Origin of the sequence: Apibacter sp. ESL0404 (assembly GCF_019469245.1) — a bacterium.
Taxonomy (GTDB): Bacteria; Bacteroidota; Bacteroidia; order Flavobacteriales; family Weeksellaceae; genus Apibacter.
On sequence record NZ_CP048267.1, the window covers coordinates 1,448,428 to 1,463,636 of the forward strand.

12 protein-coding genes, 3 tRNA genes and 1 riboswitch are annotated in these 15,209 nt (G+C 26.2%); of the genes, 4 read left to right on the top strand and 11 right to left on the bottom strand.

All coding sequences use genetic code 11. The annotated features are described in order from the left end of the window. Positions 1-120: 120 nt before the first annotated feature. From GYM72_RS06140 to GYM72_RS06170, 7 genes are all read right to left on the bottom strand, one after another. A complete protein-coding gene (locus tag GYM72_RS06140) occupies positions 121-1,842 on the bottom strand; it encodes a T9SS type A sorting domain-containing protein (protein ID WP_220263791.1) in 1,722 nt (573 codons plus the stop codon). Between the two features lie 216 nt (positions 1,843-2,058). Further along, on the bottom strand, positions 2,059-3,843 hold the full coding sequence (locus GYM72_RS06145; RefSeq protein ID WP_220263792.1) for a leucine-rich repeat domain-containing protein: 1,785 nt from the start codon (positions 3,841-3,843) through the stop codon (positions 2,059-2,061). 214 nt (positions 3,844-4,057) lie between these two features. Further along, entirely contained in the window at positions 4,058-5,842 is a 1,785-nt protein-coding gene (locus GYM72_RS06150) for a leucine-rich repeat domain-containing protein (RefSeq protein WP_220263793.1), read from the bottom strand. A 224-nt stretch (positions 5,843-6,066) separates the two neighbouring features. Then, the gene (locus GYM72_RS06155) at positions 6,067-7,788 is read right to left on the bottom strand and encodes a T9SS type A sorting domain-containing protein (RefSeq protein WP_220263794.1); all 1,722 of its coding nucleotides are present in this window, start codon (positions 7,786-7,788) and stop codon (positions 6,067-6,069) included. 824 nt (positions 7,789-8,612) lie between these two features. Beyond that, positions 8,613-8,685 (bottom strand) — tRNA-Lys (locus GYM72_RS06160). A gap of 46 nt (positions 8,686-8,731) precedes the next feature. Beyond that, positions 8,732-8,804 (bottom strand) — tRNA-Lys (locus GYM72_RS06165). Between the two features lie 39 nt (positions 8,805-8,843). Beyond that, positions 8,844-8,916 (bottom strand) — tRNA-Lys (locus GYM72_RS06170). A gap of 114 nt (positions 8,917-9,030) precedes the next feature. On the opposite strand from GYM72_RS06170, the gene GYM72_RS06175 reads away from it, so the two are divergent. Further along, positions 9,031-9,549 carry a shikimate kinase gene (locus tag GYM72_RS06175; protein ID WP_220263795.1) on the top strand — a complete coding sequence of 173 codons (519 nt, stop codon included), beginning with the start codon at positions 9,031-9,033 and terminating at the stop codon, positions 9,547-9,549. 13 nt (positions 9,550-9,562) lie between these two features. Here GYM72_RS06175 and GYM72_RS06180 read toward each other — a convergent pair whose 3' ends face one another. After that, entirely contained in the window at positions 9,563-9,940 is a 378-nt protein-coding gene (locus tag GYM72_RS06180) for an RNA-binding S4 domain-containing protein (RefSeq protein ID WP_105297909.1), read from the bottom strand. 72 nt (positions 9,941-10,012) lie between these two features. Between GYM72_RS06180 and GYM72_RS06185 the strand changes: the two genes are divergently transcribed. Beyond that, on the top strand, positions 10,013-10,711 hold the full coding sequence (locus GYM72_RS06185; RefSeq protein WP_220233324.1) for a hypothetical protein: 699 nt from the start codon (positions 10,013-10,015) through the stop codon (positions 10,709-10,711). A 407-nt stretch (positions 10,712-11,118) separates the two neighbouring features. On the opposite strand, the gene GYM72_RS06190 is transcribed toward GYM72_RS06185, so the two are convergent. Then, complete coding sequence (locus GYM72_RS06190) at positions 11,119-11,679, bottom strand: 1-acyl-sn-glycerol-3-phosphate acyltransferase (RefSeq protein WP_220263796.1); 561 nt, start codon at positions 11,677-11,679, stop codon at positions 11,119-11,121. Between the two features lie 503 nt (positions 11,680-12,182). Here GYM72_RS06190 and GYM72_RS06195 point away from each other — a divergent pair. Then, entirely contained in the window at positions 12,183-13,136 is a 954-nt protein-coding gene (locus GYM72_RS06195) for a glycosyltransferase family 2 protein (protein ID WP_220263797.1), read from the top strand. 3 nt (positions 13,137-13,139) lie between these two features. Beyond that, positions 13,140-14,171, top strand: coding sequence for a glycosyltransferase family 2 protein (locus GYM72_RS06200; RefSeq protein WP_220263798.1), 1,032 nt, complete (start codon positions 13,140-13,142; stop codon positions 14,169-14,171). An 84-nt stretch (positions 14,172-14,255) separates the two neighbouring features. On the opposite strand, the gene GYM72_RS06205 is transcribed toward GYM72_RS06200, so the two are convergent. Continuing rightward, positions 14,256-14,492, bottom strand: coding sequence for a hypothetical protein (locus tag GYM72_RS06205; RefSeq protein ID WP_160563970.1), 237 nt, complete (start codon positions 14,490-14,492; stop codon positions 14,256-14,258). 19 nt (positions 14,493-14,511) lie between these two features. Beyond that, complete coding sequence (locus tag GYM72_RS06210; protein ID WP_160564774.1) at positions 14,512-14,844, bottom strand: MerR family transcriptional regulator; 333 nt, start codon at positions 14,842-14,844, stop codon at positions 14,512-14,514. 119 nt (positions 14,845-14,963) lie between these two features. Continuing rightward, positions 14,964-15,163, top strand: a riboswitch (cobalamin riboswitch). Positions 15,164-15,209: the final 46 nt, after the last annotated feature.

The window sequence follows — 15,209 nt, forward strand, 5'->3', positions numbered from 1 at the left end:
AACTTTATTTTAAATCGGTCTTTAATGAAGTGTTTTATCATTAAACGTTTATAATTTTATCAACTCATAAATAAAAAAAACCTGCTCTTTAGCAGGTTTTTTACTTTATTTTTGTTTAACTTATTTTTTTATAATTTTTTTGGATAATTTTCCTATTTCGGTATCTATATTTACTATATAAATTCCCGCAGGCAAATCTTGTAAATCCAATTCATTATTTATTACCCTTGAATATCTTTTAACTTCTTTACCTGCATAATTGTAAACACTTGCTGATGTTACATTTGCTGCAGTATTTATTTTTAATATATCTATTACCGGATTTGGAAATAGTTGTATTGATTCTGATTCATTTTTTTGAGGACCTACCCATACAAATCCTTCCGGTATGTTTTCTTTTATATTTCTTGAAGCAAATGATACGGTATTTTTTATCTTTACTTCATATTCTAAAACAAAGTTGGGAATTAATTCATTTTTCATTTTACAAATTAAAGTTTTGCCTGCATTTTCCGGACCGGCATAAAATTTACCTTTTAATGCATAGGCGCCGACTTCTTGTTTAGTTGTTTTATCATACCAGGTATAGGTAGTATATTTTCCATCAATAGCATATTCTGATGACAAATCCAACACTTCAAAAATTCCTTTATCTCCTCCTTGAAGCGTTGCCTGCGGGTTTAATGTTAAAGATTTAATTGTAAGAAAATTCCCTTTTAAGGTGGATAACTTTAAATTGTTATTAATTCCACTTAATTTACTTATCTTATGAACTTTCGGAATAAGCAATTGGGCTATCTTATTGTTATTAAAATAAAAGTATTTTAAATTAACATTTTTAGAGACATCTAAAGTGGTTAATTGATTAAAATCACAATTTAATGTTGTTAAATTAACATTTTTAGAGACATCTAAGGTGGTTAATTGATTCAAATTACAATATAATTCTTCCAAATTAACATTTTTGGATACATCCAAGGTGGTTAATTGATTAGAATCACAAACTAATGTTCTCAAATCAACATTTTTAGAGAGATCCAAGGCTGTTAATTGATTTTCAAAACAACTTAAATGTGCTAAATTAACATTTTTTGATATATCCAATGTTTTTAATTGATTGTAATAACACCCTAAACTTTTCAAATTAATGTTTTTAGACACATCCAAGGTGGTTAATTGATTATTAAAACAATATAAATATGTTAAATTAACATTTTTAGAGACATCTATAGTTGTTAATTGATTCCTATAACAATACAAATTTGTTAAATTAACATTTTTAGACACATCCAAGGTTGTTAATTGATTCTCATAACAATACAAATATGTTAAATTAACATTTTTAGACACATCCAAGGTTGTTAACTTATTGGAAAAACAATTTAGATATTCCAAATTAACATTTTTGGATACATCCAAGGCTGTTAATCGATTATAATAACAACCTAAATATTCTAAGTGCTTAAAATATCTTCCATCAAAAACTCCATTAAAGTATTGGGAGCCTATACTTAAATGAGTTAAAACTTTTAAACCATTGATATTTTTCCAACCAAATTTACCGGATAATTTTGTAAAAATAACCTCCGGATTTCCATTAATAGCCTTAGCCATTTCTTCCCAGGTTAACCCCGCCAGTTCATAATTCCATTTTTTTTCACTTTCCGAATATTGCATAAAAAAATTCAATATTCCATACACATCCATAGGGTCATAATTGGTGGTTGTGGATGCTACAAAATGTTCCCTCAAGTAATTTTCTTGTTTAGAAATATCAACGGTTGCCAACAGTGGTGTTGCTATAAAACACCACAATAAAATAAAAAGTAGATTTTTTTTCATAACATTTTTTTTATTTTTTATTATTTATAATATGCTAATTTAATATATTTATTTTTATTTTAACCTTATTTAAAAATAAATAGTTAATTATTTATTCTATAAAATATTTTAAATAATTCTATTTTCTATTAAAAAATTTTATCTCTTACAATATCCAACGCAATATTTTTCTTATAAAAAAACCTGCTCTTTAGCAGGTTCTTTTATTTTTATAATTTACTTTTTAATAATTTTCTTAGAAAGTAACCCCTGATCGGTTGTAAGATTTACGATATAAATTCCCGCAGGTAAATCTTGTAAATCCAATTCATTATTTATTACCCTTGAATATCTTTTAACTTCTTTACCTGCATAATTGTAAACACTTGCTGATGTTACATTTGCTGCAGTATTTATTTTTAATATATCTATTACCGGATTTGGAAATAGTTGTATTGATTCTGTTTCATTTTTTTGAGGACCTACCCATACAAATTCTTCCGGTAAGTTTTCTTTTACATTTCTTGATGAAAATGAAACTGTATTTTTTATCTTTACTTCATATTCTAAAACAAAGTTTGGAATTAATTCATTTTTCATCTTACAGATCAAAGTTTTGCCTGCATTTTCCGGACCGGCATAAAATTTACCTTTTAGCGCATAGACGCCGACTTCTTGTTTAGTTGTTTTATCATACCAGGTATAGGTGGTATATTTTCCATCAATACTATATTCTGATGATAAATCCAACACTTCAAAAATTCCTTTATCTCCTCCTTGAAGCGTTGCTTGTGGGTTTAATTTTAAAGATTTAATTGTTAGAAAATTCCCTTTTAAAGTGGATAATTTTAAATTATTTTTAATTCCATTTAGTTCACTTATCTTATTTATTTTCGGAATTAACAATTGAGCTATCTTATTGTTATTAAAATAAAAGTATTCTAAATTAACATTTTTAGATACATCTAAGGTGGTTAATTGATTAAAATCACAATTTAATGTTGTTAAATTAACATTTTTAGATACATCCAAGGTTATTAATTGATTGACATTACAATATAATTCTACCAAATTAACATTTTTGGATACATCCAAGGTGGTTAATTGATTCGAATCACAAACTAATGTTCTCAAATCAACATTTTTAGAGATATCCAAAGTTGTTAATTGATTTTCAAAACAACGTAAATTTTTTAAATTAACATTTTTTGATATATCCAATGTTTTTAATTGATTGTAATAACACCCTAAACTTTTCAAATTAATGTTTTTAGACACATCCAAGGTGGTTAATTGATTATTAAAACAATATAAATATGTTAAATTAACATTTTTAGAGACATCTATAGTTGTTAATTGATTCCTATAACAATACAAATTTGTTAAATTAACATTTTTAGAGACATTCAATGTGGTTAATTGATTCTCATAACAAAACAAATATATTAAATTAACATTTTTAGAGACATCCAAGGTGGTTAATTGATTCGAACAACAATACAAATTTGTTAAATTGACATTTTTAGAGATATCCAAGGTGGTTAATTGATTCGAATTACAACTTAAAGTTGTTAAATTAATATTTTTAGAGAGATCCAAAGCAGTTAAGTAATTCCCATCACAATCTAAATCTATTAAGTGCTTAAAATATCTTCCATCAAAAACTCCATTAAATTTTCTGTATCCTATATTTAATCGAGTTAAAACTTTTAAACCATTGACATTTTTCCAACCAAATTTACCGGATAATTTTGTAAAAATAATCTCCGGATTACCATTAATAGCTTGAGCCATTTCCTCCCAGGTTAACCCCGCCAGTTCATAATTCCATTTTTTTTCACTTTCCGAATATTGCATAAAAAAATTCAATATTCCATACACATCCATAGGGTCATAATTGGTGGTGGTGGATGCTATAAAATGTTCTCTCAAGTAATTTTCTTGTTTAGAAATATCAACGGTTGCCAACAGTGGCGTTGCTATAAAACACCACAATAAAATAAAAAGTAGATTTTTTTTCATAACATTTTTTTTATTTTTTATTATTTAAATATGCTAATTTAATATATTTATTTTTATTTTAACCTTATTTAAAAATAAATAGTTAATTATTTATTCTATAAAATATTTTAAATAATTCTATTTTCTATTAAAAAATTTTATCTCTTACAACATCCAACGCAATATTTTTCTTATAAAAAACCTGCTCTTTAGCAGGTTCTTTTATTTTTATAATTTACTTTTTAATAATTTTCTTAGAAAGTATTCCCTGATCGGTTGTAAGATTTACGATATAAATTCCCGCAGGTAAATCTTGTAAATCCAATTCGTTATTTATTACCTTTGGATATCTTTTAACTTCTTTTCCTGCATAATTGTAAACGCTTGCTGATGTTACTTTTGCTACTGTATTTATTTTTAATACATCTATTACCGGATTTGGAGTTAGTTGTATTGATTCTGTTTCACTTTTTTGTGGACCTACCCATACAAATCCTTCCGGTATGTTTTCATTTATATTTCTTGAAGCAAATGATACGGTATTTTTTATCGTTACTTCATATTCTAAAACAAAGTTGGGAATTAATTCATTTTTCATTTTACAAATTAAAGTTTTGCCTGCATTTTCCGGACCGGCATAAAATTTACCTTTTAGCGCATAGACACCGACTTCTTGTTGAGTTGTTTTATCATACCAGGTATAGGTGGTATATTTTCCATCAATACTATATTCTGATGATAAATCCAACAATTCAAAAATACCTTTAGCTCCTCCTTGAAGCGTTGCTTGTGGGTTTAATGTTAAAGATTTAATTGTAAGAAAATTTCCTTTTAAGGTGGATAACTTTAAATTGTTATTAATTCCACTTAATTCACTTATCTTATGAACTGTCGGAATAAGCAATTGGTCTATCTTATTATCACTAAAATATAAGTATAGTAGATTAACATTTTTAGTGACATCCAAAGTTGTTAACTGATTGGAATAACAATTTAATGTTGTTAAATTAACATTTTTAGAGACATCTAAGGTGGTTAATTGATTCAAATTACAATGTAATGTTATTAAATTAACATTTTTAGTGACATCCAAAGTTGTTAATTGATTGGAATAACAATATAATTCTGTCAAATTAACATTTTTAGAGACATCTAAGGCTTTTAGCTTATTGGAATAACAATCTAAAAATGTTAGTTTACTATTTTTAGAGACATCTAAGGTTGTTAATTGATTGAAATTACAATTTAAACTATACAAATTAACATTTTTAGAGATATCCAAGGTTGTTAATTGATTCGAAAAACACTTTAAAACTAATAAATTAACATTTTTGGATACATCCAAGGTTGTTAGTTGATTTGAATAAATATTTAAAAGCATCAAATTAACATTTTTAGATACATCCAAAGCTTTTAACTTATTGGAATAACCATATAATTCTTTCAAATTAAAGTTTTTAGAGATATCCAAGGTTGTTAATTGATTGGAAGAACAATTTAAATATGTTAAATCAAGATTTTTAGAGATATCCAAGGTTGTTAATTGATTCGAATTACAATATAAACCTTTCAAATTAACATTTTTAGAAATATCTATAGTTGTTAGTTGATTGCCAGTACAATACAATGTTTCTAAGTTCTTAAAATAATTCCCATTAAAAACTCCATTATAATTTTTATAGTTTAAATTTAATTGAGTTAAAACTTTTAAACCATTGATATTTTTCCAACCAAATTTACCGGATAATTTTGTAAAAATAACCTCCGGATTTCCATTAATAGCCTTAGCCATTTCTTCCCAGGTTAACCCCGCCAGTTCATAATTCCATTTTTTTTCACTTTCCGAATATTGCATAAAAAAATTCAATATTCCATACACATCCATAGGGTCATAATTGGTGGTGGTGGATGCTACAAAATGTTCTCTCAAGTAATTTTCTTGTTTAGAAATATCAATTGTTGCCAACAGTGGTGTTGCTGTAAAACACCACAATAAAATAAAAAGTAGATTTTTTTTCATAACATTTTTTAATTTTTTAATTATTTATATATGCTAATTTAATAAATATATTTTTATTTTAACATTATTTAAAAATAAATAATTAAATTATTTATGCTATAAATTATTTTAACAAATTCAATCTTTAATATTAAAATTTATCGCTTTCAATATCAAACCCACTATTTTCCACGTAAAAAAAACCTGCTATACATAGCAGGTTTTTACTCTTTTAATTCTTTATATTATTTTTTTACAATTTTTTTGGACACAAACCCTTGATCTGTTTTAAATATTATAAAATAAGCTCCAGCGATGAGATCTTCTAAATTTATTATGTTATTATTAATAATTGGTATTGTTTTTACTTTTTTACCGGAAAAATTAAATATATCTGCGGATTGAACTTTAGATGATGTATTAATCTTAAGGTTGTCTATAAAAGGATTGGGAGAAACATGGAAAGAATTTAATAAATCTTCATTTACTCCTACCATTTTGAAACCTTCAGGTATAGAAGCATTCATATTTTTAGCTGTAAGAATCATAGAATTTGAAATTGTAACTTCATATTCCTGCTTAAATCCGGGAATAAAATCATTTTCCATATAACAAATTAAAGTTCTGCCAATATTTTCGGGTCCGGCATAAAACATACCGTTAGATGCAAAAATATTCACTTTTTTATTAGTTGCTCTATCGAACCAAACAAATGAGGTTTTTTTACCATTAATTATATATTCAGAGGATAGATCGATTAATTCTAGAAAACCTTTCGTTCCTCCTTTTATTATGGATTGAGGATTTATATAATTATCCTTAATTTTAAGAAAATTTCCTTGTAAAGTAGAAAATTTGAGTTGATTGTAATAAGCATATAAAAGATCTAAATTTGAGTTATTAGATATATTTAATGAAGTTAACTGATTGTAATGACAATAAAGATTTCTTAATTTACTATTCTTAGATACATCTAATTGGGTTAACTGATTGGAAGAACAATATAACGTAATTAAATTAACATTATAAGTTAGATCTAAGTCTTTCAACTGGTTATTATAAATTATTAATTCTTTAAGATTTTCATTATTGGTTACATCTATGGATTTTATCTGATTATTATAACACAACAAATTCTCTAATTTAATGTTTTTCGTAACATTTAATGTAGTTAATTTATTATATCCGCAACTTAATTTAATTAAACTTGAATTATAGTATACATTTACATTAGATAATTGATTATTACTGCAACTTAATTCTTTTAAATTAAAATTTCTATAAACATCTAAATTATTCAGGAAATTATTATCGCAAGATAAAACAGTCAAATTAACATTTTTAAATACATCTATTGTATTCAATTTATTATTATTACAATTCAATTCTTTTAAATAATAATTTTTCGTTAGATCCAAATTTTCTAATAAATTTTTTGAACAATTTAAATAAACTAAATTAGTATTTTTGGTAATATTCAGTTTATTTATTAAATTATTAGAACAATTAAGCTCTTTTAATTTATTATTACTCGTTAGGATTAAATCATTAAATTTATTAGATGAACAAGATAAATATTCTAAATTCTTAAAATATTTCCCATCAAAAACTCCGCTAAATGATTTACTATTTAAATTTAATTTTTGTAAAACTTTACTATTATTTATTTCTTTCCATGTAAATAAATAAGATAATTTACTTAAAACATTATCCGGACTACCATAAATAGCTTCCGACATTTCGTTCCAACTTAAGCCAACCAATTCATAATTCCATTTTTTGGATAGATCCGAATATTGCATAAGAAAAGTCATGATCCCAAAGACATCCATGGAATCATAATTTGAATTAGCGGAAGCTACTGAGCTTTTTTTTAATTGAATTTCTTGTTCAGGTTGATGATCTAAAGCGAAAACTCGTGAGCTGATAAAGATTCCGACTAAAACAATAAGTACATTTTTTTTCATATTATGATTTTTATTTTAAAAATTTAAAATGCGAATATAAAATATTTTTACTACAATATACATTGTTACAGAATAAATTTAAGCATATTATTAAATTTTAAATTGATTTAAATTAAATTTTATCACGGTTTATTGTTCAATTATTTTATATTCTTTATTAAATAATTTATAATTTTTATTAGTAACTTATTATTTTACCAATAAAATTATTATTTGAATTAAGATTAATATTCAAATGAAGCAAAAGAATACGCTTTATATTTTTATCAGAATAATATTTTTTGATATAATGAAATTAAATAGTTAGGTTATAATTTTATCTTATTACACATTTATATAAAAATTCATATAAATAACTATCCATCGAATTTTTTATTTTATATAATCATAAAAACACTTTATTTTAGAAATATCTCTATAAAATAATTTACAATTAACTTTTTAAAACTTAAGTTTTGCAATAATGAAAAAACACCATTATATATGAAATCCTCTATAAATATGTAATTAATTTTTATACCATTACACCAAAAAGTAAATCATTTTGAATTTATAATCTAATTGGTTGAATTATCAACACTATTCAGATATTTACTTTGAAAATTTTAAAAAATATAAGTTTATGGCTTAAATTAAAGTTTTCGTAATTTTAAAAATAAAAATACGCAATCAAGGTTCAAGTTTTGATCATAACCTTAAATAAATATGAAGAAATGCTTATAAATTAGCAAGGCATATACGAAAAAAAAGGAGATGTTTATGATTTGTTTACGTACGCGAAATAAAAAGAGCTACAAAAAATTTGTAACTCATTGATTTTTAAGTGACCCCGGAGAGGCTCGAACTCTCGACCCATTGATTAAGAGTCAATTGCTCTACCAACTGAGCTACGGAGTCATAAACAAGAAAAGCTTGAGAATCTCAAGCGCGAATTTTCAAAATGTGACCTGGCTGGGGCTCGAACCCAGGACCCCAACATTAAAAGTGTTGTGCTCTACCAACTGAGCTACCAGGTCTCCCTAAATGTATATATAATCTATTTTTTGAATAGATTGTGACCTGGCTGGGGCTCGAACCCAGGACCCCAACATTAAAAGTGTTGTGCTCTACCAACTGAGCTACCAGGTCTTTATTTAGTGTTTGCTAAGCATTTTCGTTTAGCGAGTGCAAATATAATGACTTTTTTTGGGTATGCAAATATATTTGATAAAAATATATGATATTTGTAAAAAATCTGAACGTATGATTATTTCTTTATTGGGTTATATGGGAAGTGGAAAATCTACTGTTGGCAAATATCTTGCGAAATCTCTCAACATAACATTTATTGATTTAGATGAGTATATTTCAGTTCAAGAAAATAAGTCCATTCAAGAAATTTTTTCCATCTATGGAGAAATTTATTTTCGTAAAAAAGAAAATTTTTATCTGAATGAATTATTAAACGGTGACAATATAGTGTTGAGTTTAGGAGGAGGTACTCCCATTTATCATCGCAACATGGATAAGATCAAAGAAAAAAGCTTCTCGTTCTATTTAAAAATGAATGCTTCGGAATTGGCAAAAAGGTTAAGTAAAGAAAAAGAACACCGCCCTCTTATTGCGCATTTAGAAGACGAATCTTTACCGGAATTTATTGCCAAGCATTTATTTGAACGTTCAACATTTTATGAGTCGGCAGCTTATAAGATAGCGGTTAACCAAAAAACTTCGGAAGAAATAAGCAATGAAATCATTACCGTACTAAAAAATACTAAATAAACTTTTAGTGTATTTATTCATCCTCCCATTCCAGAGTATAATCGTCTAACTCTCTCCTATCCTTTTTGGTGGGCCTGCCTAACCCTTTTTGTCTATAATAGTTTTGCGTTTGTGTTCTTGATTTCATCATTTCAATCTGCTCAGGATCTGTCAGGTCTTTAATATATAAAGGAACCAGTTTTGCTCCTACCCGATTGGGAGGAATTTGTATAACTTGGATCGTATAGTCAATCTGATTTTTTCTAATTTTATACGTTTCACCAACTAATATTTCTTTTGAAGGCTTCAAGGGAGCATCATCTAAAAATACTCGATTTTTCTTACATTCTTCGGTAGCAATTGCCCGCGTTTTATAAAAACGCACACACCATAAAAATTTATCTATTCTCATTGGTTGAAAAAATTGGTCTTTAAAATTAAATTTAATTGTAAATTAGCAACTAAATTAACATATTTTATTTACATGATTAAAAAATCCCTTTTAGCCGCCTGTATCTTTTCACTTTTATTTTTTGTTTCGTGTGGGAGCGATGATAATAACGCCTCAACCTTATCCGTTGATGAGCAAAATACAGCTGATGATATGGCTATTGTTAATTTTTTAAATAACTATTATTTTGATGATCTTGGGAAAGTAACCAAATTTTCTGATACGGTTACTCCAAATGATAAAGAGCCTTTGAGCAAAAATGCAATAAAATCTCCTTTAGGATACTGGGTAGTTAAAAATCCAAAGGCGGATCAGGGCATAAACACCTCCAATATAGCTGACGGTAAAAACAATATACTTATTCATTATTCTTTAAAATATTTTGTTGCAACTGAAGGAGGTAATGGATATTCAACCCTGAATACTTCATCAAGTACAATTGATAATTCAGGGGTTGCACAAGAAGACCCTTTCTTTTACAAAAAGCCCAAAAACGATACGATTCAAAGTGAAAACTATTATGTAATTAAAGGTATTGTTGACGGATTAAAGGATTTCAAACCAACTAATAAATCTAAAAATGACCTTTACCATGTCTTACAAGGTTTAATCATCGTGCCTTCTCGATTGGCATACGGTAGAGAATCCAATTATATAAACAGTAAAGATGCTACGTTCATTTTAAATTTTGAATTGTATAAAGTTTGTCCTCAAGATCAAACATGTAATTAAACTTATATATTGTTTGAATGTTTTGTTCAAACAATTGTATAACCATTGTTATCAACAATTATGTACTGTTGATTATTGATGGTTACTAATTTTAAGTTATTTTTATACATCATATAGAATAGATTTGCAGCACAGAATCAGTAAAAGGTTCTTCTATATAATGCGGAAGGACATAGAAATTAATGACTTTTAATGCGGTGCAATTATCCAGATTATGAGTATTATTACGATCATCCATAACGTTGATATATGTTATATATCCATCAAAATTGCAGGCAATATTTATAAACAAAATATTCTTGCCTGAAATCTGATTTTTACAAATAAAATCTTAAAGTTGCCGGCTTGTTTCGGCAATATAAGAAGTCAAAAAATATTTTTATACCTAAGAATTTAGATAATCTAATTTAATAAATTTTAGGATTATAGTTTTCAGGAAGTTTAGCCATTTCCGGTTTATAAAAGTCTTCTATTTGATCAAATATCTCTTCAATCGTTTGATCGCCAATATAAATTAATTTGGAAACACCGGTTACTTTGTTTTTATAATCGGCATAGGCTAGAGCAATCGGAACGTTCGCTTGCTTAGCTATATAGTAAAAACCTTTTTTCCATTGTAAGGCACGGGAGCGAGTGGCTTCCGGAGTATTTATTAAAGCCATCGAATCAGAATTTTTTATTAGTTCCGATGAATACTGAACCAAATTATTCCATTGACTTCGATCGACTCCTAAACATCCGAGTGCTTTGAAAAAGAATCCATACCATGGCTTGGTATAAGCATCTTTAATCATTACTTTATAAGGAATTTTTAAACACCAAAAACTGGCTAAACAATAATATAAATCCCAATTCGAGGTATGGGGAGCACAAATTAATACGCATTTTCTTAATTCATTAACAGGCACTTCATTTTTAAATTTCCATCCCATTACTAACAGCATTAACCTTCCTAGTAATTTTTTCATAATTTGATTACTTATTAAAAATAATTAAAAAGTTCAGTTAATTTACATTAACTGAACTTTTCACATGTATATAATTTTCTAATTAACTGAACATTGACATTATGTAATCCATAATAACTAACACCATCTTAAAGAGAATTTGTACCATGATCTTTTTATTTTTTTCTGAATTAATTAAAACACTAAACTTTAAAAAAGTTATATTCAGGTGCACCACATACAGTTATAAAAACCTGAACTTTAATTATCAGAATCTCTATTATATATGAACGCCCTAAATTTTTTGCTAAATTAAAAATTTTCTTTGAATTTAACTCAAATTATTAAATTAATTATTAATACTTTATCGAATTTTATTTACATTTTTAATAATCAATATTCATTTATTGTTCTGTTATCCTATAGTTGACGTAAGAATGAATTTCCAAAATTTTTTATTAAAAAAAAGCCGCTATACACGGTTTAATTAAAAATATTTTACTTTTGTATTTATATATAATTTTATGACTCCCCTCGTATCAGTTATTATGGCTGCTTACAATGCAGAAAAACATATATCTGCATCAATTGAATCATTGATCAATCAAACGTATACAAATTTTGAATTGCTGGTTATTAATGATGGATCTTCCGATAAAACTCAATCGATTGTAGAAGAATTCTGTATAAGAGATTCCCGAATCATACTTATTAACAACGATAAAAACCTATTTGTTATAAAATCCCGTAATATCGGAATTGAAAATGCTAAAGGTAAATATTTGGCCATATTAGATGCTGATGATCTTGCATTACCCAATCGATTAGAAAAACAAGTTGAATATCTGGAGAATAATCCGGATGTATTTTTAATAGGCAGCAGTGCTCATATAATTGATGAAAACAATACTATTTGTAATGATTTTATAGCTTTAACCGATTATCATGAATTAAAAAGAAACATTCTCAAAAACAATTTATTCTATCATTCTTCTATAATGTTTAGAAATGAAAAAGTTTTTTATCGAGAAAAAATGATTTATACGGAAGACTATGATCTCATTTTACGGTTATTTTCAGAAGGTAAAAAAATTGTAAATATACCTGATACTTTAATTTCATACAGACAAACCAATCATTCACTTTCAAAAACCAAAAACAGACTAGTGCAATGGTTGTTTATCTATAAAGCCCGTGAATTTTATCGAGAAAATCTAGATAATGGTAAAGACAGTTATGATGCGTTTAATCCACAATCATTTATTAATATAGAAGATATAGATTTTCCAATTAATAAAAATGATTTGTTATATGCCATGAAAATTTGTTTTTACAGAAAAGATGCAGATCAATTAAAATTTTTAGTAAAAAAATATCGTAACAATTATCCTATTTCTATTAAATATTTACTTTATTTCCTTTTTTCCAAAAATCAATATATTTTTACTTTTTTATATAAAATTTATTCAAAATTATAAACCATGGATATATTAATTAAGTCTTTCAATCGTCCTTTTTACCTTGATAGATGTTTAACTAGCATTCAGAAATATGTTATAGGAGATTATACTATCAAAGTTTTAGATGATGGAACACCTGAAAAGTATCTAAACAAAATAAAAAATAAATATCCATTTATTAAAATTATAAAATCTGAAAATTATAAAGAAAAAGAAGAAGCAATCAAAGAAAATTTAAGGTCAGGAAAAGATATTAATGGTTTTAAAATTCCTACTCAACTTTGGATAAACTCAGTTAAAGAATCAACTCCTTATTTTATAATTACTGAAGAGGATGTTTGGTTTACTAAAAAAATAAATGTAAATGAATTAAATGAAATAATGAATAAAGAAAATATTTCTTTACTCAGACTTGGATGGTTGGGAAATCATAATTTTATGGAATATCATAAATTTGAACAATTTAAAATTAACTCCTACATATCTTCAATTTGTCCAAAACTTATAACGGCCCCCTATTTTATTATGAAATCTTTTTTTTATAATAAATATAAATTATACAGTATATTATATAGATTAAAATTAGCAAATAATAGTACTAGAGCAAAATATTGGATACTTAATTCAATTCTTATGGGGATGTATAAAAAAGAGTATTGGCTTGAAATATGGAATGATATTGATGGTGTTAATGAAAAAAAACAATTGTTAAATGCAGCAATGTATTTTAGAAAAAATAAACATAATAAAAATCTAATCGCTCAAATGAATGAGGAGGTTATGAAAACAACTTTCACTTCATCGGCAACTAATTCTTATCATAAATATGGATTTAATTTCGATGTAAATAAATATAACTATCTAATCAATGAAAAATGGTATAATGATGAATTTGATCCCATGCAAAACTTTCCTAAGGATTTTTCAGAAGATTACATCCTATCATTTTTGAAAAATGATAATAATCAAAAAATAAAACCGGAAGAATGGAAAAAATGGGCAGAAAAGTTTAAACATCAATATCGAATTCAAGGTTGTGAAATTGATGATTAAAAGCAAAATAGATAAATTATAAAAAAATAAGCAGTGATTTAACTGCTTACTTTTTTTAATATCATAAATAAATCTAAGAAGTCATTACTCCTCCTCATCATTTTCGTATTTTTCGATTTCTGCATCGCAAAAATCAAATGCTTGTTGAATCAATGAATTTACTTCATTAGCTACCTCTTCTTCTTCTCCTTCCAAATCGTCGAACCATTCAACCTCTTCTTCTTCTACATTTAATATAAATCTAGGAAACTCTGTATGCACAACAAATAAATCTTCAGGAAAATCCGAATTGTCTGCCATTAAAAACTTAGGTAATTTCATATTGTCTTTATTTAAATTTTTATTCGTCTAATAATTCTTTTAACTTAATTAATTCTGCCTTCACCAACTCTAAACGAGTAATGATTTCAACTTTTTTGGATAAATTTTTTTGTGATTGTAAAACAACTTTTGCTCCTTCTAAGGTATATCCTTTTTCTTTTACTAAATGAAAAATTATTTTAAAATTTTCAATATCTTTTGGGGTAAAAAAACGATCTCCTTTTTTATTCTTTTTGGGTGAAATACTATCAAATTCTTTTTCCCAAAACCTTATAAGTGAAGTATTAACATTAAAAGCCTGCGCTACTTCGCCTATAGAATAATATAATTTTTCAGGAAGTTGTACGTTCATCATTCAAATCTAATGATTTTTTAATTCAACTTACTATAGTTCGTTTAAAAAATTGATCTTTTTTTAGAATTAATTAATACTACCCAAATAATCAATACGGATGCCCTAAAAATATTTATTTATATTTGCCTAAATTTGGTGATCGCTATTTACCGGTAAATATGCAATCTTAAAAGGGAATTCGGTGAAAATCCGAAACAGGCCCGCTGCTGTAATCTTCTAGTACGTTTTAAGAGATATACCACTGAGGAGTTGCTTTCTTGGGAAGGTTCTTAAAATGAAGTAAGTCAGAATACCTGCCAAATTTAACTATAGTTTTACAAGCTTTCGTGGAACAAGGCTGAAACATTAAAAGCATTTCATAT